Annotated in this window: 20 protein-coding genes, 1 tRNA gene and 1 pseudogene; 13 read left to right on the top strand and 9 right to left on the bottom strand. The window is 63.1% G+C overall.

Features of this window, described 5'->3' with window-relative positions:
• Nucleotides 1-230 precede the first annotated feature (230 nt).
• Together tusA and pdxB are read left to right on the top strand one after the other, a co-directional pair.
• Nucleotides 231-473 (top strand): sulfurtransferase TusA, encoded by a 243-nt coding sequence (gene tusA, locus JOY50_RS24935; protein ID WP_016500764.1) that lies wholly within the window; start codon nt 231-233, stop codon nt 471-473.
• A 60-nt stretch (nt 474-533) separates the two neighbouring features.
• Nucleotides 534-1,676, top strand: coding sequence for a 4-phosphoerythronate dehydrogenase PdxB (gene pdxB / locus JOY50_RS24940; RefSeq protein WP_132846114.1), 1,143 nt, complete (start codon nt 534-536; stop codon nt 1,674-1,676).
• A 110-nt stretch (nt 1,677-1,786) separates the two neighbouring features.
• Here the strand turns inward: pdxB and JOY50_RS24945 are convergent, their stop codons facing one another.
• Complete coding sequence (locus tag JOY50_RS24945; protein WP_019472514.1) at nt 1,787-1,960, bottom strand: PA1571 family protein; 174 nt, start codon at nt 1,958-1,960, stop codon at nt 1,787-1,789.
• 208 nt (nt 1,961-2,168) lie between these two features.
• Here JOY50_RS24945 and JOY50_RS24950 point away from each other — a divergent pair, with 208 nt between their 5' ends.
• The 3 genes and pseudogenes from JOY50_RS24950 (at nt 2,169) to JOY50_RS29355 (ending at nt 5,739) form a co-directional block, all read left to right on the top strand.
• Nucleotides 2,169-3,932 carry an ABC transporter transmembrane domain-containing protein gene (locus JOY50_RS24950; protein WP_132846116.1) on the top strand — a complete coding sequence of 588 codons (1,764 nt, stop codon included), beginning with the start codon at nt 2,169-2,171 and terminating at the stop codon, nt 3,930-3,932.
• Between the two features lie 763 nt (nt 3,933-4,695).
• Nucleotides 4,696-4,854: pseudogene (locus JOY50_RS29350) on the top strand (HAMP domain-containing protein); the annotation flags it as partial.
• Between the two features lie 171 nt (nt 4,855-5,025).
• Complete coding sequence (locus JOY50_RS29355) at nt 5,026-5,739, top strand: methyl-accepting chemotaxis protein (RefSeq protein WP_405046010.1); 714 nt, start codon at nt 5,026-5,028, stop codon at nt 5,737-5,739.
• Between the two features lie 53 nt (nt 5,740-5,792).
• On the opposite strand, the gene JOY50_RS24960 is transcribed toward JOY50_RS29355, so the two are convergent.
• Nucleotides 5,793-5,869, bottom strand: a tRNA-Pro gene (locus tag JOY50_RS24960).
• Between the two features lie 80 nt (nt 5,870-5,949).
• On the bottom strand, nt 5,950-6,171 hold the full coding sequence (locus JOY50_RS24965) for a YgdI/YgdR family lipoprotein (RefSeq protein WP_019472511.1): 222 nt from the start codon (nt 6,169-6,171) through the stop codon (nt 5,950-5,952).
• A 187-nt stretch (nt 6,172-6,358) separates the two neighbouring features.
• Between JOY50_RS24965 and moaB the strand changes: the two genes are divergently transcribed.
• Nucleotides 6,359-6,898, top strand: coding sequence for a molybdenum cofactor biosynthesis protein B (gene moaB / locus JOY50_RS24970; protein WP_243056026.1), 540 nt, complete (start codon nt 6,359-6,361; stop codon nt 6,896-6,898).
• A gap of 22 nt (nt 6,899-6,920) precedes the next feature.
• Nucleotides 6,921-8,108, top strand: a complete 1,188-nt coding sequence (gene glp / locus JOY50_RS24975) for a gephyrin-like molybdotransferase Glp (RefSeq protein ID WP_165931652.1) — start codon at nt 6,921-6,923, stop codon at nt 8,106-8,108.
• Here the strand turns inward: glp and JOY50_RS24980 are convergent.
• Complete coding sequence (locus JOY50_RS24980; RefSeq protein ID WP_019472507.1) at nt 8,097-9,344, bottom strand: glycosyltransferase family 4 protein; 1,248 nt, start codon at nt 9,342-9,344, stop codon at nt 8,097-8,099. The genes glp and JOY50_RS24980 overlap by 12 nt on opposite strands.
• Nucleotides 9,345-9,653: 309 nt before the next feature.
• On the opposite strand from JOY50_RS24980, the gene yegS reads away from it, so the two are divergent.
• The gene (gene yegS / locus JOY50_RS24985) at nt 9,654-10,541 is read left to right on the top strand and encodes a lipid kinase YegS (protein WP_019472506.1); all 888 of its coding nucleotides are present in this window, start codon (nt 9,654-9,656) and stop codon (nt 10,539-10,541) included.
• Here the strand turns inward: yegS and JOY50_RS24990 are convergent.
• The 3 genes from JOY50_RS24990 to JOY50_RS25000 form a co-directional block, all read right to left on the bottom strand.
• Complete coding sequence (locus JOY50_RS24990; protein WP_132846126.1) at nt 10,525-11,184, bottom strand: response regulator transcription factor; 660 nt, start codon at nt 11,182-11,184, stop codon at nt 10,525-10,527. The genes yegS and JOY50_RS24990 overlap by 17 nt on opposite strands.
• The gene (locus tag JOY50_RS24995; RefSeq protein ID WP_243056027.1) at nt 11,174-12,070 is read right to left on the bottom strand and encodes a sensor histidine kinase; all 897 of its coding nucleotides are present in this window, start codon (nt 12,068-12,070) and stop codon (nt 11,174-11,176) included. Before JOY50_RS24995 ends, JOY50_RS24990 begins: the two co-directional genes overlap by 11 nt.
• A gap of 365 nt (nt 12,071-12,435) precedes the next feature.
• Nucleotides 12,436-12,945, bottom strand: a complete 510-nt coding sequence (locus tag JOY50_RS25000; protein WP_243056028.1) for a histidine kinase — start codon at nt 12,943-12,945, stop codon at nt 12,436-12,438.
• 351 nt (nt 12,946-13,296) lie between these two features.
• Here JOY50_RS25000 and JOY50_RS25005 point away from each other — a divergent pair, with 351 nt between their 5' ends.
• Together JOY50_RS25005 and JOY50_RS25010 are read left to right on the top strand one after the other, a co-directional pair.
• Nucleotides 13,297-14,232 (top strand): chemotaxis protein CheV, encoded by a 936-nt coding sequence (locus tag JOY50_RS25005; RefSeq protein ID WP_019472502.1) that lies wholly within the window; start codon nt 13,297-13,299, stop codon nt 14,230-14,232.
• Nucleotides 14,233-14,287: 55 nt separating this feature from the next.
• Nucleotides 14,288-15,091: an MOSC domain-containing protein gene (locus JOY50_RS25010; protein WP_243056029.1), complete on the top strand. Its 804-nt coding sequence runs from the start codon at nt 14,288-14,290 to the stop codon at nt 15,089-15,091.
• Between the two features lie 120 nt (nt 15,092-15,211).
• Here the strand turns inward: JOY50_RS25010 and JOY50_RS25015 are convergent, their stop codons facing one another.
• Nucleotides 15,212-17,137 carry a transglycosylase SLT domain-containing protein gene (locus JOY50_RS25015; RefSeq protein WP_138737669.1) on the bottom strand — a complete coding sequence of 642 codons (1,926 nt, stop codon included), beginning with the start codon at nt 17,135-17,137 and terminating at the stop codon, nt 15,212-15,214.
• A gap of 221 nt (nt 17,138-17,358) precedes the next feature.
• On the opposite strand from JOY50_RS25015, the gene JOY50_RS25020 reads away from it, so the two are divergent.
• The gene (locus JOY50_RS25020; protein ID WP_028614036.1) at nt 17,359-19,287 is read left to right on the top strand and encodes an ATP-binding cassette domain-containing protein; all 1,929 of its coding nucleotides are present in this window, start codon (nt 17,359-17,361) and stop codon (nt 19,285-19,287) included.
• 195 nt (nt 19,288-19,482) lie between these two features.
• Here the strand turns inward: JOY50_RS25020 and JOY50_RS25025 are convergent, their stop codons facing one another.
• The gene (locus JOY50_RS25025; protein ID WP_243056030.1) at nt 19,483-19,926 is read right to left on the bottom strand and encodes a universal stress protein; all 444 of its coding nucleotides are present in this window, start codon (nt 19,924-19,926) and stop codon (nt 19,483-19,485) included.
• Nucleotides 19,927-20,034: 108 nt separating this feature from the next.
• Here JOY50_RS25025 and JOY50_RS25030 point away from each other — a divergent pair, with 108 nt between their 5' ends.
• Nucleotides 20,035-20,472, top strand: a complete 438-nt coding sequence (locus JOY50_RS25030; RefSeq protein WP_063425174.1) for a hypothetical protein — start codon at nt 20,035-20,037, stop codon at nt 20,470-20,472.
• 626 nt (nt 20,473-21,098) lie between these two features.
• Nucleotides 21,099-23,246, top strand: a complete 2,148-nt coding sequence (gene fadB, locus JOY50_RS25035; protein WP_138737670.1) for a fatty acid oxidation complex subunit alpha FadB — start codon at nt 21,099-21,101, stop codon at nt 23,244-23,246.
• Nucleotides 23,247-23,254: the final 8 nt, after the last annotated feature.

Here is a 23,254-nt window from a genome sequence, read left to right on the forward strand (position 1 = left end):
CGGGAGGACCGCGCTGCAGGCCCCATCCTGGGGCCCAGCGCTTGACGGGCATCCATGCCCGTCACCTCCCTCCGCAAGGCCTGCGTTCGGCCTCCTGAAGTCGCGAAGATCAAAAGCAAGATCAAGAGCAAGATCAAGAGCTGGGCTGGCGGGCGACTGCGCTTTTCTCAAGCGGTGCTTGGACCGCGTCGCGCTATGCGCGACAATGGCGATCATTTTCGGAGCCCCCCATGACCGATTTCACCCCCGACGCCATCCTCGATGCCACCGGCCTGAACTGCCCGGAACCGGTGATGATGCTGCACCAGCACGTGCGTGACCTGGCCGCTGGTGGCCTGCTGAAGGTCATCGCCACCGACCCGTCAACCCGCCGCGATATTCCCAAATTCTGCAACTTCCTCGGCCACGAACTGCTGCAACAGCAAGAGGACGCCGGTACCTTCCTGTACTGGATCCGCAAAAAAGCCGACTGAAGCGCTCTGGAACACGCCCGGCGTTGCGCCTACACTGCGTTCCCCAGACAGGAGAGCGCCATGCTGATAGTTGCCGACGAGAACATCCCGCTGCTCGATGCCTTTTTCCAGGGTTTCGGTGAAATCCGCCGTTACCCCGGCCGAAGCCTCGATGCCGCCAGCGTCAAGGACGCCGATATCCTGCTGGTGCGCTCGGTAACCAAAGTCGACCGCCAGTTGCTCGAAGGCAGCCGCGTACGCTTTGTCGGCACCTGTACCATCGGTACCGATCACCTGGACCTGGACTACTTTGCCGAGGCGGGCATTCGCTGGAGCAGTGCACCGGGCTGCAATGCCCGCGGTGTGGTCGACTACGTGCTAGGCAGCCTGCTGACCCTGGCCGAGCTGGATGGCGCGGCACTGCCTGAGCGCGTCTATGGCGTGGTGGGCGCGGGTGAGGTGGGTGGCCGCCTGGTTCGGGTGCTGCACGGCCTGGGCTGGAAGGTGCTGGTGTGCGACCCGTTGCGCCAGGCCGCCGAGGGCGGCAACTACGTCAGCCTGGAAACCATTGTGCAACAGTGCGATGTAATCAGCCTGCATACCCCGTTGCAGCGCGGTGGCGAGCACCCGACCTGGCACCTGTTGGGCCAGGCGCAGCTCGCACAGTTGCGCCCAGGTGCCTGGCTGATCAACGCCAGCCGTGGCCCAGTGGTGGACAACGCCGCCTTGCGCGAGCTGCTGCTGGACCGTGAAGACGTTCATGCGGTGCTGGATGTGTGGGAGGGCGAGCCACAAGTCGACCTGCAATTGGCCGACCTGTGCACACTGGCCTCGCCGCACATTGCCGGCTACAGCCTCGACGGCCGCCAGCGTGGCACCGCGCAGATCTACCAGGCGCTGTGCCGGTTCCTGGGTGTGGACGAGCAGGTGCAGCTGGCAGACTTGCTGCCCCGGCCGCCACTGGCGCAGATCGAGCTGGATGCCAGCACCGACCCGGTCTGGGCATTGGCGACCCTGTGCCGCGCCGTGTACGACCCACGCCGCGACGATGCCGACTTCCGTCGCAGCCTGAGTGATGACCCGCAGCAGCAGCGTGCGGCGTTCGACCAGTTGCGCAAGCAATACCCGCCGCGACGCGAGATCGAAGGGCTGGCGGTGCGCTTGCGTGGGGAGTCGCCGCAGCTGGCGCAGCTGGTCAGTGCCTTGGGGGCGGAGCTGGTCTGACAGGCTCGCAATTCCCGCAGGTTTTTGCGGTCCCCCTGTAGGAGCGGCGTTCTCCGGCTGTCAGGCATTAAAAACCCGGCGCAGGCGCCGGGTTGCAAAAAAATCGCCGATCAACCTTTGTGTACGCGCTCGACCCGGCTCTCTTCCAGGGCCTTGCAGGCCTGCTGGATCATCTGCTCGGTGATAGGCACTTCGCGTCCCTTGCCGTCGATGATCGAACCGCATGCCTGTGATTGCGGGGTGGTCTGGGGCTTATGGTTGTCGCTGCCATGCTGCAAGCTCATGCACTGTCTCCTCTTCAGGTTCAAGTTCAGGGTAGCCCTGCGCCGTGACTGGCCTGTGACAGCTTCTGTGTCACGGCAACAACAGTCCAACAGAAACGCTTCCAAAGCTCCATCATTTTTTAGACCGATGCGTTATACCAAGCTGCACGCATTTCCCAGACCCGGATGAATGGTAGTCTGCGGCTTCCCCGCCACTGTGGTCGCCACCATGCCCGAATCGGTTTCCCCTCGCCACCGCCGTGCCTTGCGCCTGGGCTGGCAGTTCGTCAGTCCGTACCGCCGGCAGATGCTGCTGGCCTTGTTGGCCCTGGTGGTCACAGCCGCCATCACCCTGTCCATGGGCCAGGGCATTCGCCTGCTGGTAGACCAGGGCTTCATGACCCGCTCGGCGCACCAGCTCAACCAGACCATCGGCCTGTTCCTGCTGCTGGTGCTGGCCCTGGCGGTGGGCACCTTCAGCCGTTTCTACCTGGTGTCGTGGATCGGCGAGCGTTGCGTGGCCGATATCCGCCGTGCCGTGTTCGACCACTTGATTGGCCTGCACCCCGGTTTTTTCGAAGACAACCGCAGCTCCGAGATCCAGTCGCGGCTGACCGCTGACACCACCTTGCTGCAATCGGTCATCGGCTCATCGCTGTCGATGTTCCTGCGCAACGCGCTGATGGTCATTGGTGGTGTGGTGCTGCTGTTCATCACCAACCCCAAGCTCACCAGCATCGTGGTGGTGGCCTTGCCGCTGGTGCTGGCACCGATCCTGCTGTTTGGTCGCAGGGTGCGCAGCCTGTCGCGCCAGAGCCTGGACCGGGTGGCCGATGTGGGCAGCTACGTGGCCGAGACCCTGGGGCAGATCAAGACGGTACAGGCTTACAACCACCAGGCGCACGACCGCGAGCGGTTCGCCGACACGGTCGAAGCCGCATTTGGCGTGGCCCGCAAGCGGATTGCCCAGCGTGCCTGGCTGATTACGCTGGTGATCGTGCTGGTGTTGGGGGCGGTGGGGGTGATGCTGTGGGTCGGCGGCATGGATGTGATCGCCGGGCGTATTTCTGCAGGCGAGCTGGCGGCTTTTGTCTTCTACAGCCTGATCGTCGGTAGCGCGTTCGGCACCCTCAGTGAGGTGATCGGTGAGCTGCAACGTGCAGCGGGTGCGGCCGAACGTATTGCCGAGCTGTTGGCGGCGCGCAGTGCGATCCTGCCACCCACTGTGGCGCAGGCGCTACCGCAGCAGCGGGCCAGCGGGCATATCGAGCTGCAGCAGTTGGTGTTCGCCTACCCGTCACGGCCTTCGGTGGCGGCTGTCGATGGCCTGAGCCTGGTCATCGAGCCCGGGCAGACCGTGGCCTTGGTTGGCCCCTCGGGGGCGGGCAAGTCGACCCTGTTCGATTTGTTGCTGCGCTTCTACGACCCGCAGCAAGGGCGCATTCTGCTCGATGGCCAGCCACTTACCGAGCTGGATCCCGACCAACTGCGACGGCAGTTCGCCCTGGTGGCGCAAAACCCCTCACTATTTCGCGGCACGGTGGAGGCCAATATCCGTTATGGCCGCCCCGATGCTACCCAGACCGAAGTCGAAGCAGCTGCGCATGGCGCCCATGCCGACGAATTCATCCGGCAGCTGCCGCAAGGCTACCAGACGCCCTTGGGCGAGGGCGGGATCGGCCTGTCTGGCGGGCAACGCCAGCGCCTGGCGATTGCCCGGGCGTTGCTGGTGGATGCACCGATCCTGCTGCTGGACGAGGCCACCAGCGCGCTCGATGCGCAGAGCGAGCACCTGATCCAGCAGGCGTTGCCCAGCCTGATGGCCGGGCGTACCACGCTGGTGATTGCCCATCGCCTGGCCACGGTGCAGCATGCCGAGCGCATCGCGGTCATCGACAAGGGCCGGGTGGTAGCAGTGGGCACCCACCGTCAGTTGATCGAGGAAAGCCCTCTGTATGCGCGGCTGGCGGCCTTGCAATTCACAAGCGGTTAACGCGTCGCGAGTCTGTAACAATTTTGTAGCAATTGCCTGAGAGTATCTGGCTCAACTGTTGCGTAAGTGCTCGACCTGGCTGCCATTGCTTGATGGCAGCTTTTTTTTGGCCTGCCAACAAGGACATGGAATGTCTTACCTGGTGTTGCCGATGCGCGCCATTCCTTTCCTTCCGGTTTCGAGATCCACGATGTTGCGTAAATCCCTCAGAGTGCAAATTCTCTCGCTGCTCGGCGGTAGCCTGGTGGCGATGCTGCTGATCGCCCTGGTCTGTTTCCAGTTTTTGTCGTCCAGCGTGCGCGGTTATGCCGAGCTGGTGGACGGGCCGCTACGGGCCTCGCAATTGATTGACGAAGCCAACCTGCAATTCAAGATCCAAGTGCAGGAATGGAAGAACGTGCTGCTGCGCGGGCGTCAGCCTGCTGAGATGGACAAGTACTGGCAGCAGTTTCAGGCCCGCGAGCAGCAGGTGCAACAACTGCTCGGGCAATTGATCGACAGCAGCGATGCCAGGCTCAAGGCGCCGTTGCAGCAGCTGCGTGACAGCCACCGGCAGTTGGGCCAGGCCTATGCGCAGGGCCGCCAGGCCTTCCTCGCCGCAGGTGGCGACCCAGTAGCCGGCGACCTGGCGGTCAAGGGCGTGGATCGCGCCGCCAGTGAGCAGATGAGCGAACTGGTCGAGCAACTGCGTGCCGATGCCCGCCAGCGCGCGGCCAGCATCAGCGCCAGCGCAGAACGCACGGTATGGATGGGCCTGCTGGTGATGCTGGCCTCGGCGGTGCTGGTGGGGCTGCTCAGCCTGTGGCTGGTCAACCGCGGCCTGATCGAGCCGATACGCCAGTTGATCGAGTATGTCGCGCAGCTTAGCCAGGGCCGTTTTGCCGCCCGGGTGGACAGCCGCCGCGAGGATGAACTGGGGCGCCTGGCGCGGGCGGCCAATACCCTGCGCGATTTCCTTGCCGACACCGTCGGCCGGCTGAAGGACAATGCCCAGGAGCTGGAAGGTGCCAGCGGCCAGCTGCGCAGCATTGCCGGCGACATGGCCCGCGGCACCCATGACCAGTTCCAGCGTACCGACCAGGTGGCCACGGCCATGCACGAGATGTCTGCCACCGCGCAGGAGGTCGCCCGTCATGCTGCCGAAGCTGCCCGCGCGGCGGATGACGCCGACCACAGTGCCCAGGCAGGTGAGCAGGTAATGCAGCAGACCATCGATATCATTGGCGTGGTCAATCGCGAAATCGCCGGCACTGCGGCGGTAATCCGCGACCTGGAGCATGACAGCACCCGCATTGGCAAAGTGCTGGAAGTGATCCGTGGTATTGCCGAGCAGACCAACCTGCTGGCGCTCAACGCGGCCATCGAAGCGGCCCGCGCCGGTGAGGCCGGGCGTGGCTTTGCGGTAGTGGCCGATGAGGTACGCAGCCTGGCCCAGCGCACGGCAGCCTCGATTGCCGAAATCCACCAGATCATCGAAGCGGTACAGTCTGGAGCGGTGGAAGCGGTCAAAGCCATCGAAAGCGGCCAGCAGCGAAGCGAAGAGGGGGCCGAGCAGGTGCAACAGGCCGGGCAGATGCTGCAGCGCATCACCCAGGCGGTAGAGGCGATCCGCGACATGAACCGGCAGATCGCCACGGCGGCCGAAGAGCAGACCAGCGTGGCCGAAGAGATCTCGCGCAACCTGATCGAAATTACCCGCATTGCCACGGCCAACCAGGCGTCGGTGCAGCACACCGAGCAGGCGGGGCAACGCCTGCATGGGTTGTCCGGGCAGTTGGGGGAAGTAACCTCGCGCTTGAGCGCCTGACCTTTTGCAGTTGCAACAAAAAGCCCGCGCAAGGCGGGCTTTTTGAAAGGATCTGGTCGGAGAGACAGGATTCGAACCTGCGGCCTTCTCGTCCCGAACGAGACGCGCTACCTGGCTGCGCTACACTCCGATGAACAAAATCCTACTGCATCCCGTTTTGGCCCACAAGCCCTTGTTGTTAAAAGGGCCTTTGCCAAAACGAGTGCCTGATCAGAGCTCTTTGACGGTACGGATCTGGTCCTTGTTAAGGCGCGTGCGCTTACCGTCGAGCTGTTCGAATTCGTAGAAACCGGAATCTTCGTCAAAAGACGGTTTGTCCGTTGCCTGGATCTCCCGGCCATCGTTCAGGGTGATGACGGTAGGGGTCGAGCAGCCAGCGAGGGCGCCCAGGCCCAAGGCAAGCATGAAGGCGGGTAGGGTCCGTTTGATCATCGTGTTTCTCCAAGTGCGATGGTGCTAGATGACATTTATGACGCAGGACGTTAGTGCAAGTTCACTCCAAGTGCAGCATAGCGACAAATCTGTCCTGTTGATCCAGGGCAAGGCTGATGGGGGCAACGCCGGAAAAGGTGCGCTGTGATATAACTGCGACCATCTCATCCTGTTGTGACGGACACCCATGAAAGCCAAGGCAGATACCCCCTTCGTGGCGCTGAACATCGCCGTGCTGACGGTCAGCGACACCCGCACCTTCGACACCGACACCTCTGGCCAGCTGTTCGTCGACCGCCTGAGCGCCGCGGGCCACCGCCTGGCCGAGCGGGTACTGCTCAAGGACGACCTGTACAAAATCCGCGCCCAGGTCGCCACCTGGATCGCCGATGACAGCGTGCAAGTGGTGCTGATTACTGGCGGTACCGGTTTTACCGGGCGCGACAGCACGCCCGAGGCGGTGGCTTGCCTGCTGGACAAGCAGGTTGACGGTTTTGGTGAGCTGTTCCGGCAGATGTCCGTGGCCGACATTGGCACTTCCACCGTGCAGTCGCGAGCCTTGGCCGGGCTGGCCAACGGCACATTGGTGTGCTGCTTGCCGGGCTCGACCAATGCGGTGCGCACGGGCTGGGACGGCATCCTTGCCGAGCAGCTCGATGCCCGTCATCGCCCATGCAACTTCGTGGCGCACCTGAAACAGGCAGCGGTCTGTGAAAGCCGTGGCTGAGGTCAGCCAGGCCCGGCCACTGATGCCGGTGGAGCAAGCCCTGGAACAACTGCTGGCGCTGGCCGAAGCGGCGCCGATCCGTGACATCGAGAACCTGCCGTTGGCCGAGGCCGAAGGCCGCGTGCTGGCCGCCGACCTGGTGGCCTGGCTCGACCTGCCGCCCTGGCCGAACAGTGCCATGGACGGCTATGCCCTGCGCAAAGCCGACTGGCAGGGCGAGCCACTGCCGGTCAGCCAGCGGATCTTCGCCGGCCATGCGCCGCAGCCGCTGCAGCCCGGCACCTGTGCGCGCATTTTCACCGGTGCACCAGTGCCTGAAGGTGCCGACTGCGTCGAGATGCAGGAAAACACCGTGGTGGTCGACGACGGTCGGGTTCGCTTTGTCGAACCCTTGCAGGCCGATCAGAACATCCGCCCCCAAGGCCAGGAAACCCGCAAGGGCGAGCAGGTGATGAGCGCCGGCACCCGGCTTGGGCCGATCGAACTGGGCCTGGCAGCGACCCTGGGCCACGGCCGACTGGACGTGGTGCGCAAGGTGCGGGTGGCGGTGCTGTCCACCGGTGACGAACTGGTCGAGCCCGGCCTGCCCCTGGGGCCGGGGCAAATTTACAACAGTAACCGCCGGCTGCTGGTCAGCTGGTTGCAGCGGCTGGGCTGCGACGTGGTCGATGCAGGCATCTTGCCGGATGACCTGGGGCTTACCCGGGCGTGCCTGGCCTCGCTGGGTGACGTTGATCTGATCTTGTCGACCGGCGGTGTCTCGGTAGGCGAGGCCGACTATTTGGGAGCGGCGCTGCGCGAAGCCGGCGAGTTGGCCTTGTGGAAGCTGGCGATCAAGCCGGGCAAGCCACTCACCTTCGGCCACTTCCAGGGCGTGCCTGTGATCGGCCTGCCGGGTAACCCGGCCTCTACCCTGGTCACCTTTGGCCTGCTGACGCGGCCCTATCTGTTGCGTCGCCAGGGCGTGGTCGATGTCACGCCGCTGCGCTTCGACATGCCGGCAGGCTTTGACTGGCCCAAACCCGGCACGCGGCGTGAGTACCTGCGTGCACGTATCGAGCAAGGCCAGGTGCGTATCTACAAGAACCAGAGCTCCGGCGTGCTGCGTAGCGCGGCGTGGGCCGAGGGGTTGGTTGAAGTGCGTGAGGGCAGCACGCCGAAGCAGGGCGACAGCGTGCCGTTCATTCCTTTCAGCGAGCTACTTGGCTGAGCGGCCCAGCCAGGCGCTGCCCAGTGGCGCGGCCTCGGCCGGTGCCGCCTGGGCCAGGCGCATGTGCACGTTCTCCAGTTGCTGAGCGGCCACGCTCCAGTCATGGCGCTGGCGAGCGAACTGGCGCCCGGCAGCGCTCAACTGGCTCATGCGCCAAGGCTGGTTGAGCAGTTGGGTGATCAGCAGTGCCAGCTGGTCGCCGTCATCACTGCCCAGGTAGTGCTCACCGTTGTTTGCAGTCAGGCCCGATACGCCTTTGCCGGTGGTGATCACCGGTAGGCCTGCGGCCATGGCCTCGAGGATTTTTACCTTGGAGCCGCCGGCATAGCGCAGCGGCGCGAAGAACAGTGCCGAACGTTTTTGCAACTCACGCAGGTCAGGGCGGTAGCCGAACCATTCGATGCGCGGGTCGTTCCAGTGCAATTTCCAGCTAGCCGGCAGGGCATGCCCGGCTATTGCCAGGCGCACCGCCGGGTTGCTCATCCACACCTGGGGCATGATGTCTTCCAGCGCCCACTCGATGGCCTCCTGGTTGGCGCCATATTCGAAGTTGCCGACGAACAGCAGGCGCTGGCTGTGTAATGCAGGTTCCACATGCTGGTAGAAATCACAATCCACACCATTGACCACCACGTTCACCGGTCGCCCGCTGATCTGCGCGATCAGCTCGGCATCGTGGGCGCTAACCGCCACCAGTTCGGTGGGCTGGCATAGCACCCTGTGTTCCCAGCGCCGGTAGCGCCAGCGGTCAAAGGCGTTGAGTGGGCGCAGCCACAGGGGCAGCCGGTCGTGGCAGGCACCGCCCATCACCGACTCCAGCGTGTGTTCGCTAAGCATGTACGGCAGCCCGCGGGCCTGCAGGGCCTTTTCGAACGGTTGGAAGCTATAGCTGTGCTCGATCTGGATCACGTCCCAGGGTTCGTCAAGCAACTGCTCGAAACGGTGCCGCAGGCAAGGGGACAGGCCGTTGATGATGGCCCGCATGGGGTAGTCGATGATGGGCGAAGCCAGCAGGTTCAGCGGGCTGTGCAGTGGCCGGCGGGGCATGACGATCAGGCGTTCGAGCAGTGGCTCCAGGGCTTCGCGGGCGGGATCGCTGAGAGGGATTTTCGACTGCGCCAACAGGGTAATGCGGTGGCCCTGCTGTGCCAGTGCGCGCATCAGGTGGTATTGCCGGGTCTTGCTGCCACTGGTGGTCGGCCATGGTAGGTAGGGCAGTGTCCAGAGAATGCGCATGACCCGGAATCCTCGCTAAAGGCCGCGGATGAAAAGACGCGCCCATCGGCAGGGTGCTTGACACCACTGCCGGGGCGCGTCCTTGGCTGGGGTTTCGAGCCCGGCAAACCGGCGTCAAAAGAATGACTCCAGAGGAGAGGTTGTTTGCCTGGGTCAAAAACTTGTCAACAGTTCATTTTCTGAGCATAGCGCGCATTATCGGGTGTGGGGAAAAGACCACGCTGGCTTCTGTATTTTTTTGCGGGCATGCAACGATCCGGGCGCGTGCGTGGTCGAGATCTGGGTCGGTCAACTTCACGGAGACGCGCGATGCAAGGGCGCAAGGCTATGCTGATCCTGCACGGCAAGCAGGCGATGAATGAAGAGCTGCGCAGCGCCGTGCGCGACCTGCGCGATACCGGCTGGGTGCTGGATGTGCGTGTCACCTGGGAGGCAGGTGACGCGCAGCGCCTGGTTGGCGAGGCGCTGGCGGCTGGCTACAGCCATATCGTCGCCGGCGGTGGGGACGGCACTTTGCGGGATGTGGCCGAGGCGATGGGGCTGGCGTGTGCCGAGGCCAGCCTTGCGCTGTTGCCCCTTGGCACGGCAAACGATTTCGCCAGAGCCGCCGGCATACCCCTGGAGCCTGCCGCGGCGCTGGCGCTGCTGAATGCACCGGCGCAGGCCATCGATCTGGGCCAGGCCGGCGACCAGTTGTTTCTCAACATGGCCACAGGCGGGTTTGGTAGCCAGGTCACCGCCAACACCTCCGAAGACCTGAAAAAAGTGCTGGGTGCTGCGGCCTACCTGTTCACTGGGTTGTCGCGTTTCAGCGAACTGCAGGCAGCCTCGGTGGAGCTGCAGGGGCCTGACTTCCAGTGGCAGGGCAGCTTGCTGGCATTGGGTATCGGCAATGGTCGCCAGGCGGGGGGCGGGCAAGTGCTATGCCCCGACGCGGTTGTGAATGACGGTTTGCTCGACATCGCCATCCTGCCAGCGCCGCAAGAGATGGTGGGCGCGCTGCGCGACCTGCTGGCAGGTGACGGCCTGTTCGTGCGCGCCAGGTTGCCTTGGGTAGAGATCAAGAGCGCGCAAGGCCTGGACATGAACCTTGATGGCGAGCCGTTGCAGGCCGAAAGCCTGCGCTTCCAGGCCAGGCCCGCTGCGTTACGCCTGCACCTGCCGGCCGGGTCGCCGTTGCTTAGTCATCCAGGCTGATGATGTTCTCGCGTACAGCGAACAGCACGAGGCCGGCGACGTCGTGAATCTGCAGGCGCTTCATGATTTGCGAGCGGTGGGTTTCTACGGTCTTGATCGACAGGCCCAGCCCTGTGGCGATTTCCCGGGTGGTCTTGCCGCGCACGATCAGGCGCAGGATTTCCAGTTGTCGCGCCGTGAGGTTATGCCGCTCGCCAGCCGCTTGCTTGCCCTGCCTGGTGTGCCGTAGGGCCTGGTTGATGACGGTGTGGGCGATAGCGGGGCTGAGGTAGCGTTCGCCGTTGCGCACCGCGCCCAGTGCGTGTTCCAGCTCGGTGGCACTGGTGTCTTTGAGCAGGTAGCCGTGGGCGCCGCTTTCCAGGGCCCGCATGATCAGGTCCGGGTCGGTATGCATCGACAGGATCAGCACCTTGCAGGTACTGCCGCTTGCCCGCAGTTGGGTAAGGGCGTCCAGGCCGTTGGTCGAACGCATGGAGATGTCCAGCAAGACGATGTCGGGCGCCAGCGCACGCACGTGTTCGAGCAATTGGCTGCCGTCGTCGGCCTCCCCGATTACGTCATAGCCGGCGATGTCGCAGACCAGTGCGCGCACACCGGCGCGGATCAGCGAGTGGTCGTCTACCAGCAGCAGTCTACAGGGCATGGGTGGCAGTACTCCCGGCGCGTTGCTGGGTACGCGCAGGCCATGGGAACACCGCCTCGATACGCGTGCCCAGGCCGAGCTGGCTGGTGATGTCGAGGCTGCCCTGCAACGCGGTGACCCGCTCCTGCATGCCGGCCAAGCCACGCTGGCCAGCTTCGGCCGGGTGCCGTGCCGGGACGAACCCATGGCCATCGTCGTGGATCGACAACGCCAGCCCCTCGGGGGTGCGCTGCAGCTGGATGATCAGGTTGTTTGCCTGGGCGTGGCGCAGCATGTTGGTCACGGCCTCTTGGGTAATGCGAAACACCGCCATGGCCACCGCCTCGTCGATGCCGCCCAGGCGCTGGTTGCACGCCAGGCTCCAGTGCACGCCGCTGCTGGCCAGGGTGCGCACCAGGTGCGCGCGCAGGCTGGCTTCCAGGCCAAGGCTGGCCAGTTGCCGAGGGTTGAGCAGGGCTGACACGTCGCGCACGTTGCCCAAGGTGTCATCCAGCGTGCTGCGCAGGGTGTTGCAGTGGCCCTGCAGCTCGTCGGGCATGCGCCGTTGCAGCCACTGCAGTTGCAGCTTGGCGGCAGTGAGCATCTGGCCGATGTCGTCGTGCAGTTCCCGGCTCAAATGCTGGCGCTCGTCTTCCTGGACTTTGAGCATACGCTCGGCCAGTTCTGCCGGGCGCAGGCTGATCGACCTGGCGCCCAGGCTCAGGCAGACCACGGTACCGAGCGTAGCGGCCAGTTGCAGCACCAGCAGGCTGGCCGGGACTGCCTGGTTGGCCAGGTGCAGTATCAGGTTGGCACCCAGCGAGGCCACGCATAGCGCGGCGGTCGCCCAACGCAGCAGGGCAACGCGGGACCAGCAACGCAAAGAAGTCTTCAAGCGTGGGAGCATAGGTAGGGAAGCCACTGAAGTATTGCTGATGAAGGCCTTGCACAATGCTGCTCAGAGGCTTTGGCGCAGTACTTTCGATGTTTTTTTGAACACGTGATCGTTCAACCTTTATTCAGGTTGCAAGTGTTTGTGGGGGCGCATATTACCACTTCGCACTGTATCGGTCGCGGCTGGGTAACGCCTTGAAACGCCTGCAAGTCGGGCATTGGCGGGTAGCAAAATGCCACCCATTGATCGCGCATTACGCACTTGTCGTGCAACTAGTGCGGTAATGATCCAACGTGGCCCCCGAAAGCTTGCAGAACTTTCCAAGTTCGATCTCGGCAGGGCGTGAATAATCGTGCTTAGTTGCACTTTGTGTCAGGTTAATACGGTGGATTCCAGCGGCCGGTGCCTGTGCCCACTGCCACTGTGGTGTGCGAATGCAGGCAAACGCTGCTTTGCTCGTCGCAGGAAGCACAGGCCGGCGCAAAGGGTTTTTGCACGACCTTGGCCAGGTCGCTCAGCAACACCAGTTGTTCGCCGATGTCCAGGTTCAGTCGCCCGGTACGGGTATCGAGCAGTTCCAGTTGCCAGGCCAGCAAGGTTAGGCAGGCCCCTAGCGCGGGCAGGGCTTCACGTTGCAGGCAACCGCCGTGACAGGCGGGGGCGAGCAACTGCTGCAGGGCGTTGGTGTAATGGGCGACTTCACGCAGGCCCAGGCGCGTGGCTTGCCGGGCAAGGTTGTCGAGGGTGTTGTCCAGGCAGCGGCAGGCATCCGGATCATTGTCGATCAGTTCCAGATGCTGCAGGCATTCCTGGGCCTGGGTCAGCAATACCTGGGCATCCAGCAGGTAATTCTGCAGGGCGTCATAGAACGATAAGGCAGTGTCCATAATCAGGTCCCCGCGCGTAGGGCAGGCGCAGGGGGCGGGCACGCCAAAACGATAGCTAGCAAAAGCCTGACTCCATTCATGCATTGAGAATGGCGTCACATTAATGGCTAAAGGATATCGCGAACATCAGGTTGCGCCCGATTGCAGCTAGGGGTTTCCCTGATATCGGGCTCAGGTGGGGAACTTTTGTCGCCGCTGCTGATTTACCGTGGAATGCCCGCAGTAAAGCATGATGGTAAAGTGATATCAATTGCCTTCACGGCATTTTTCCGCAAGGGTCAAGGTGTACGTGAAGCCGCCGATACAAGGTGGATGTTTTCACTTTTTTGACTCAAGCCTGGGGGTTTTCCAATGGCTGGCATTCTCGACACAGTAGACCAACGCACGCAACTGGTGGGTGAGAACCGCCTGGAAATTCTGATGTTTCGCCTGGCCGGCCGACAGTTGTTCGCGATCAACGTGTTCAAAGTGCAGGAAGTGCTGCAGCTGCCCAAGCTGACCCTGATGCCCCAACGCCACGCCTTCGTCTGCGGGGTGGTCAACCTGCGCGGCCAGACCCTGCCGGTGATCGACCTGTCCCAGGCGATCGGCATGCGCCCGCTGCAGCCAGGGCCGGACAGCACCATCATCGTCACCGAGTACAACCGTTCGGTACAGGCCTTTCTGGTGGGCGGCGTCGACCGCATCGTCAACATGAACTGGGAGTCGATCATGCCGCCGCCTGCCAGCGCCGGGCGCCAGCACTACCTGACGGCCATCACCAAGGTCGATGAAAAGCTGGTGGAGGTCATCGACGTGGAGAAGGTGCTGGCTGAGATTGTGCCGTACAACGCCCGGGTTTCCGGCGAAAAGCTCGCCGACCCGGTGCTGGCCCGTGCCCGTGGCCGCGAGGTGCTGCTGGTTGACGACTCCAGTGTGGCCCTGGCGCAGTTGCGCGACACCCTTTCACAGCTGGGCGTGAAGTTGCACATGGCCAGTGACGGCCTGAAGGCGTTGCGCATGCTCAAGGCCTGGGCCGATGCCGGCGAGGACGTGTGCGAAAAACTGCTGATGGTGTTCACCGACGCCGAAATGCCGGAAATGGACGGCTACCGGCTGACCACCGAAATTCGCAGCGATGCCCGTTTGCGTCAGCTCTACGTAGTCTTGCACACCTCGCTCTCGGGCAGTTTCAACGAATCCATGGTGAAGAAGGTAGGGTGCGACAACTTCCTGTCCAAGTTCCAGCCTGATCGTCTGGTCGATGTGGTCAAGCAACGCCTGCTACTGGATGCCGCCACTGCGTGATCGCCGGGCCTGCCGGGTATAAGCTTGGCATTTGGCATGACGCGAGGCGGCAGGGATGTTTCTCAGTGAGCTGTATCGATACCCGGTGAAGTCGGGTCAGGCGCAAAGCCTGCAGGGATCAAGGGTCGGGTTGTTGGGGCTGCAGGGCGACCGGCGCTGGATGGTCGTGGAGGAAGAAAATGGACGCTGCCTGACCCAGCGGGCCTGGCCACAACTTGGCCAGATCGACGCGCGCGATGACGACAACGGCCAGTTACTGCTGCAGGCGCCTGGGCGGGTGCCGTTGCAGGTGCCTGTGCCCGCTGCCGATGACGCCCTGCGCGGCGTGACGATCTGGCGCGACACCCTGCGCGTGCCGGATGCCGGCGACGCAGCGGCGGCCTGGTTGAGCGGGTTGCTGGGCAAGGCTGTGCGGCTGGTGCATTGCCCGGAGCAGCGCGCGCGTTACCTGCCCAATGGCTATGGCTACAACAGTGATCGGGCGGCGTTCCCCGATGGCTTCCCCTTGCTGCTGATTGGGCAGGGCTCGCTGGACGAGCTCAACCGGCGTATTGGCCGGCCCATGGAAATGCTGCGCTTTCGGCCCAACCTGGTTGTGCAAGGGGCGGAGCCGTTTGCCGAGGATGGCTGGAAGCGGATCCGTATTGGCAACCTGGAATTTCGCTTGCTCAAGCCCAGTGTGCGGTGCATTTTTACCACGATAGACCCGGCAACCGGGGAGCGCAGTGCGGACCGCGAGCCGATGGTCACGCTCAAGAGCTTTCGCGAGAAGGAGGGGGATGTGCTGTTCGGGCAGAACCTGGCAGTGGATGGCAGTGGGTGGCTTGAAGTAGGAATGCAGGTGGAAGTTCTGGAGTGAATGTGCTGCCTGAACCGGCCCTATCGCCGGCAAGCCAGCTCCCACAGGTAGCGCACAAGTCTTCGAACCTGTGTGGGAGCTGGCTTGCCGGCGATAGGGCCGGTTCAGGTTCAGCAGGCCTTACATGTCATCGAAATACCGCTCATGCCAATCCACCAGCGGCTGCGGCGAATTCAGCTTCTGCCCGTAGATCACCGAATACGACAGCACGTTCTGCACATATTGGCGCGTTTCGTCGAACGGGATCGATTCCACCCACACATCGAAGCTCAGGTGCTTGGCGCCTTTCAGCCACTGCCGCACGCGCCCGGGCCCTGCGTTGTAGGCCGCCGAGGCCAGCACCCGGTTGCCGTTGAACTGGCTGTGCACCTGGCTCAGGTAGGCTGCGCCCAGCTGGATGTTCTTGTCCGGGTTCAGCACCTGCGCCGGTGATGCCAGCGGGATGCTGAACTTGCGCGCGGTCTCTTTGGCCGTGGCCGGCATCAGCTGCATCAGGCCGCTGGCGCCCACCGGCGAGCGCGCATCCTCCATGAATGCACTTTCTTGCCGGGTGATGGCGAATACCCAGCTCGAATGCAGGCCGCGGACCTTGGCTTCGCGCACCAGGGTGTCGCGGTGGGCCATCGGGAAGCGGATGTCCAGGTCGTCCCAGTATTGCGCCTGGCTGATGGTGCGGATGGCCGGGAAGTACCAGCGCAGGTCGTAGCCCAGGCGTGCCTGGGCAACCATTTCGTCGCGGGTGAAGTGGCGGCTGACGTGGTACCACTCGCGGCGGCCCTCGACGATCTGGCCGCGGGCGTGGAATTCCAGTGCACGCTGGATACCGGGTGTGTTGCGGACCTTCTTGACCAGTTGCGGGCTCAGCAGCAGGGGCTTGTTGTTCAGCTGGTACGGCGTCTGTGCCCGGTCGGCGGCAAGGAAACCGTAGAAGTCGCGCTCACGGGCGACGGTCTTGTACAGCAGCGGGATCTGCGGGTTGTTCGGCTCGGCCAGCTCCAGGCTACGTGCCTGCCAGTATTTCCAACGGCTGCTGCCGGCCAGGTCCTGGGGCAGGCGCTTGGTCAGCGCGTAGGCATCTTCCCAGCGGCCCAGGCGCAGCAGCAGGCGCAGGCGCCATTCGCTGACGGTGTTGTCGCGCAACTCGGGGTCGTAGCGGGTCATCAGGTCGAGTGCGCGCGGGTCGTAGCGGCGTGCCAGGGTCAGGCCGATTTCGCGGGCGATGGCAACTTTCTCGTCGCGGGAAAAGTGCATGCGCTGGGCGTAATCGTCGAGCAGTGCCATGGCCCGCTCCGGGTCCTGCCGGGCCAGCCGGCGCAGGCCGAGGCTGACCACATCGGACATGGCTTCGTTGGCCGGGGTGAAGCGCGACGGCTGGTTGAGCAGCTCAGGCTTCTGCGCCACGTCGACCAGCAGACGCCCCTGCGGGCCGAGCGTGGTCAGCGTCTTGACCAGGTTGTTGGCCAAGGCGTAGTTGCGGCTCTGGGCCGCCAGCTTGGTGCGTTCCCAGCGCTTGGCTTCGGTCAGCTGGCCTTCGGCCGCCCACATGCCGAACAGCGTGTCGCAGGCGGCAGGTTGCGATTTGCCGACGTTCCACAGTTTGTCGGCTGTGGCGTAGCCCTCGGCGCGCAGGCCATGGCTGAGCTGATACTGGCCGTTGAGGCAGTCCAGTTCGGTAAAGTTGAGCTTGGGGTCGTAGTATTTGACGAAGGTGTCCCATTCGCCGCGCTCGGCCAGCCAGCGTAGCCAGCGCAGTTTCATCCAGTTGGCCTGTGGCAGGTCGCCATGCTTGGCAAGAAAGCCTTCGATTTCCTGGTTGCTGGCGTTTTTGAGGCGGGCGGTAAGCTCGTCGTAGGCCAGGTAGGGTGTCAGCGGGTAGTCGCTCAGGGCTTGGGCATAGCGCAGGTACGGGCCTTTGTCGCCCTTGGCCAGCGCGCGCTTGGCCTCGTCGTAGTACTGGCGTTGCTGGGTGAGGTCGGTGGCCTGCGCCGCGCAGGTGGCAGCGGTGAGCAGCAGGCAGGATGCAATATGTAACAGGCGGCTGCGCATGATACGTCCGGGCAGTTGAACCATGGGGAAGTGACGGCGGAGCCAGCACTGTTGGAAGCAATTGCCTTAGCTTAGCTGTTTGCCGGCGGCGGGTGAAAGCACTGTGCTTGTATCGGGATATTAACTTCGACCAGATGTCGCAAAGCCCTCGTCGGGTGGCGAGGCGGATGCTGTCGAGGGCCAAGTCAGGTAGAATGCGCGCCCGATTTATGGAGACCAACATGACCCTGCTCAAATTCAGCGATGTGTCCCTCGCATTCGGCGCCATGCCGCTGCTGGACAAAGTGTCCTGGCAGATCGCTCGTGGTGAGCGGGTGTGCATCATCGGCCGCAACGGTACTGGCAAGTCCAGCATGCTGCGCCTGGTCAAGGGCGAGCAGAAGGGCGACGACGGTGAAGTCTGGCGTGCCCCGGGCCTGAAGATCGGCGAGCTGCCGCAGGAGTTGCCGGTGGCGGACGAGCGCACGGTGTTCGATGTGGTGGCCGCAGGCCTGGATGGCGTCGGCGAGCTGCTGGCGCAGTTCCATCACCTGAGCATGAATATCCAGAACGACGAAGACCTGGAAAAACTCATGCACGTCCAGCACGAGCTGGAAGCCCGTGATGGCTGGCGCCTGCAGCAAGTGGTGGAGAGCACCCTTAGCCGCCTGCAGTTGCCGGCCGACAAGACCCTGGCCGAGCTGTCCGGTGGCTGGCGCCGCCGTGTGCTGCTGGCCCAGGCGCTGGTGTCCGAGCCCGACCTGCTGCTGCTCGACGAGCCGACCAACCACCTGGACATCGGTGCCATTGCCTGGCTCGAAGAGGCCCTGCGCAGCTTCAACGGTGCGGTGCTGTTCATCACCCACGACCGGTCCTTCCTGCAGAACCTGGCCACCCGCATCCTTGAACTGGACCGCGGCGGCCTGATCGACTGGAATGGTGACTACGCCAGCTTCCTGGTGCACAAGGAGGCCGCACTGGCCGCCGAAGAAACCGCCAACGCGCTGTTCGACAAACGCCTGGCCCAGGAAGAGGTGTGGATCCGCCAGGGCATCAAGGCCCGCCGCACCCGTAACGAAGGCCGCGTGCGGGCGCTGAAAGCCTTGCGCGTGGAGCGTGGCGAGCGCCGCGAACGCCAGGGCAAGGCCAACATCCAGATCGAGTCGGCAGAAAAATCCGGCAAGCAGGTGATGGTGCTGGAAAACGTCAGCTTCCATCACGCCGGCGGGCCAATGCTGGTCAAGGACTTTTCCATGGTCCTGCAGCGCCAGGACCGTATCGGCCTGCTGGGTGCCAACGGCACCGGCAAGACCACCTTGCTCAAGCTGATGCTTGGCGGCCTGGAGCCCACTTCGGGCAAGGTCGAGCGTGGCACCAAGCTGGAAGTGGCCTACTTCGACCAGATGCGCCACCAGCTTGAGCTGGAAAAGACCGTGATCGACAACCTGGCCGAAGGCCGTGACTTCATCGAGATCGACGGCCAGAACCGCCACGTGCTTAGCTACCTGGGCGACTTCCTGTTCAGCCCTCAGCGTGCCCGCACGCCGGTCAAGGCATTGTCGGGTGGCGAGCGTGCGCGCCTGCTGCTGGCCAAGCTGTTCAGCAAACCGGCCAACCTGCTGGTGCTCGACGAACCGACCAACGACCTGGACGTGGAAACCCTCGAGCTGCTCGAAGAAGTACTGTCCAACTACAAGGGCACTGTGCTGATGGTCAGCCACGACCGGGCCTTCCTCGACAACGTCGTCACCAGCACCCTGGTGTTCGAAGGCGAGGGCAAGGTGCGTGAGTACGTGGGCGGCTACGAGGACTGGATTCGCCAAGGTGGCTCGCCAAAGCTGCTGGGCGTGACCGAGAGCAAGGGTGGCAAGTCCGAGCTCAACAGCGCGGTCGTGGAGAAAGTCGAGGACAAACCCGCGCCAGTGGCTGCGCCGGTGGCGGAAGAGGCGTCGAAGAAAAAGCTCAGTTACAAGCTGCAGCGTGAACTGGAAATGCTGCCAGGGCAGATCGACGAAGTTGAGCAGCGCATGGCTGAGGCTCAGGAAGAAGTGAATGCGGCGGGCTTCTACCAGCGGCCGATCGCGGAAACTTCGGCAGTGCTTGCAAAGATCGAGAAGCTGCAAGGTGAGCTGGATGCGTTGGTAGAGCGCTGGGCCGAGCTGGAAGGCTGATCGGCGTCAGCCTGAACTGGCCCTATCGCCGGCAAGCCAGCTCCCACAGGTACACCACAGGTTTCAAGCTTTGTGGTATCCCACAGGTACACCACAGGTTTCAAGCCTTCTGGTGTCCCACAGGTACACCACAGGTTTCAGGCCTTGTGGTATCCCTGTGGGAGCTGGCTTGCCTGCGATAGGGCCGGGGCAGGTTTAATCAGTCTTCTTCTGCAACCGCACCGCCAGAACATCGCACGGTGCACCATGCAGCACGTCATTGGCCGTGGAACCCAGCAGCAACGCCAGTCCATGGCGGCCATGGCTGCCGACCACGATCAGGTCGCACTTCTGGTCCTTGGCCAGTTGGTGGATTTCCTGGCGCGGTTGGCCGTAGGTCAGGTGCGAATCGCCGCGCTGGATGTCGGGGTATTTGTTGAACAGGCGGTCCATGCGCTCCTTGGCCTGGTCGAACTGTTGCTGTTGCAGTTGCGACAGGTCCATGGGCACGTCACCGCCGAATGCCATGGCCATCGGCTCGACGATGTGCACCAGCGAAACCTTGGCATTCGAAGGTTTGGCCAGCGCCATGGCGCGCTTGATCACCGGGTCGCATTCTTCGGTCAGGTCGACGGCGACCAGAAGATGTTCGTAGGACATGAGCGGTACTCCTGACAATCGCGATAGAAGAAGTATGGTCGCTTTCGGGCGGGTCTTCCGTGAAATGGCTAACCAGCTCATTTGCAACGCTTTATGGGAACTACTGATATGACGGTATTGCTGGTGGTGTCAATCCTTGCGCTGATTCTCAGCCCGCTTTCCTGGCTGCGCGGCTCGCGCAAGCAGAGCGAGCAGATGAAACTGCGCCTGGAGGCACGGCGCATGGGGTTGGCCATGCAGCTGGCGCCGCAGCAGTGGCCGCACTGGCTCGAAAAGGAGCCTCCAAGCCCTTGCCCGCAATACCACCGGGCACGGCGCCGTGGGCATGAAGACGCTTTCAGCTTCTGGCAGGTCAGCCCCGGGGTGTGGTGTAACCAGTGGCGCGAGCCCTGCGAAGACCCACGCTTCAGGGAGGCCTTGGCGCGCTTGCCGGCGAGTGCTTACAAGGTCGAAGCCGACGCACGAATGATTGCCCTGTACTGGACTGAACGGGGTGATACAGCTGTATTGCAAGATGTTGCCTACGTCCTCGAAACCCTCGCCTGACAGCCCACCGATCAGCATGGCTTGTCACCGACCACTGTGGGAGCGGGCAGGCCCGCGAACATCGGCGTAGCCGGTGCCAGCGACCGCGTACAATTCTTCGCGGGCACGCCCGCTCCCACAGGGAATGCGGCGGTTTCAGTAGCTTTAAACGACAAAGCGGCGGCTTGGCAGAACCCTGAAGGGGTGGGGTGCCAAGTCGCCGCTTTGCGTTCTGCTGCGCAGAAAAGGCCAGGCAGGCCGGGTATTCACTCAAGCAAGTGCCAGTGTAGCCGCCTTGGGTTGCCGCGCAAGCCGAAAGATGCAGCACTGTTCAATTGGGCGTGGTCAATCGCTGACATGAATGGTCGGCGATCACTGTCATCATGTTTTGTACCCGGACGATACAGAGTGACTGGAAAGTCGCGTTTTCGCCGTGCTCGTGAGCATTTGACAACGCCGATCTTTTCGGAGAATGTGTGCACACCCAAATCAAACGGGCGTATGAATTGAGCGTTTGTATGTCATGACGCCAAGCCATACTTCCGACTAGCGCGCTGACGGGTGTGCCTGGGGCAGGGCAGCTAGGCCTGCTTCTGCTGCAGCGATCGGCGTGTACAGTTCAGCTTCCATATCGTGGAGATCAGTTGATGATTTACGAAGGTAAAGCCATCACGGTTAAGGCTCTTGAAAGTGGCATCGTCGAGCTCAAGTTCGACCTCAAGGGTGAGTCCGTCAACAAGTTCAACCGCCTGACCCTGAACGAGCTTCGCCAGGCCGTCGACGCCATCCAGGCCGATGCTTCGGTCAAGGGCGTGATCGTCAGCAGTGGCAAGGACGTGTTCATCGTCGGCGCCGACATCACCGAGTTCGTCGACAACTTCAAGCTGCCCGAGGCCGAACTGGTCGCCGGCAACCTGGAAGCCAACCGCATCTTCAGCGCCTTCGAAGACCTCGAAGTGCCGACCGTTGCTGCCATCAACGGCATCGCCCTGGGCGGCGGCCTGGAAATGTGCCTGGCCGCCGACTACCGGGTCATGTCCAGCAGCGCCAAGATCGGCCTGCCGGAAGTCAAGCTGGGTATCTACCCCGGCTTTGGCGGCACCGTGCGCCTGCCGCGCCTGATCGGTTCGGACAACGCTATCGAGTGGATCGCCTCCGGCAAGGAAAACCGTGCCGAAGACGCACTGAAAGTGGGTGCCGTCGACGCCGTGGTCGCCCCTGATTTGCTGCAGGCCGGTGCCTTGGACCTGATCAAGCGTGCCATCAGTGGTGAGCTGGACTACAAGGCCAAGCGTCAGCCAAAGCTGGAAAAGCTCAAGCTCAATGCCATCGAGCAGATGATGGCCTTCGAGACCGCCAAGGGCTTCGTCGCCGGTCAGGCCGGCCCGAACTATCCGGCCCCGGTCGAAGCCATCAAGACCATCCAGAAAGCCGCCAACTTCGGCCGCGACAAGGCCCTGGAAGTCGAAGCCGCAGGCTTTGCCAAGCTGGCCAAGACGTCGGTTGCCGAAAGCCTGATCGGCCTGTTCCTGAACGACCAGGAGCTCAAGCGCAAGGCCAAGGCGCATGACGAAATCGCCCATGACGTGAAGCAGGCCGCCGTGCTCGGCGCCGGTATCATGGGTGGCGGCATCGCTTACCAGTCGGCGGTCAAGGGCACCCCGATCCTGATGAAGGACATTCGCGAGGAAGCCATCCAGCTGGGCCTGAACGAGGCCTCCAAGCTGCTCGGCAACCGCGTCGACAAGGGTCGCCTGACCCCGGCCAAGATGGCCGAGGCACTCAACGCCATTCGCCCGACCCTGTCCTATGGCGATTTCGCCAATGTCGACATCGTCGTCGAGGCTGTGGTCGAAAACCCGAAAGTGAAGCAGGCCGTGCTGGCTGAAGTGGAAGGCCAGGTGAAGGAAGATGCGATCCTCGCCTCCAACACCTCGACCATCTCCATCAACCTGCTGGCAAAAGCGCTCAAGCGCCCTGAAAACTTCGTCGGCATGCACTTCTTCAACCCGGTGCACATGATGCCGCTGGTGGAAGTCATCCGGGGCGAGAAGTCCAGTGAAGTGGCGGTCGCCACCACCGTGGCCTACGCCAAGAAAATGGGCAAGAACCCGATCGTGGTCAACGATTGCCCGGGCTTTTTGGTCAACCGCGTGCTGTTCCCGTATTTCGGCGGCTTCGCCAAGCTGGTCAGTGCCGGTGTCGACTTCGTCCGCATCGACAAGGTCATGGAAAAGTTCGGCTGGCCGATGGGCCCGGCCTACCTGATGGACGTGGTTGGCATCGACACGGGCCACCACGGCCGCGACGTGATGGCCGAAGGCTTCCCGGACCGCATGAAGGACGAGCGCCGCTCGGCCGTCGACGCGCTGTACGAGGCCAACCGCCTGGGCCAGAAGAACGGTAAGGGCTTCTACGCCTACGAAACCGACAAGCGCGGCAAGCCGAAGAAGGTCTTCGACGCCACCGTGCTCGACGTGCTCAAGCCGATCGTGTTCGAGCAGCGTGAAGTCACCGACGAAGACATCATCAACTGGATGATGGTCCCGCTGTGCCTGGAGACCGTGCGCTGCCTGGAAGACGGTATTGTCGAAACCGCCGCCGAAGCCGACATGGGCCTGGTCTATGGCATTGGTTTCCCTCCTTTCCGCGGTGGTGCGCTGCGCTACATCGACTCGATCGGTGTGGCCGAATTTGTCGCCCTGGCCGATCAGTACGCCGATCTGGGGCCGCTGTACCACCCGACTGCGAAGCTGCGTGAAATGGCCAAGAACGGCCAGCGCTTCTTCAACTGAGCGGTCAA

The organism is Pseudomonas sp. BP01, assembly GCF_022760795.1.
Taxonomy (GTDB): Bacteria; Pseudomonadota; Gammaproteobacteria; order Pseudomonadales; family Pseudomonadaceae; genus Aquipseudomonas; species Aquipseudomonas putida_Q.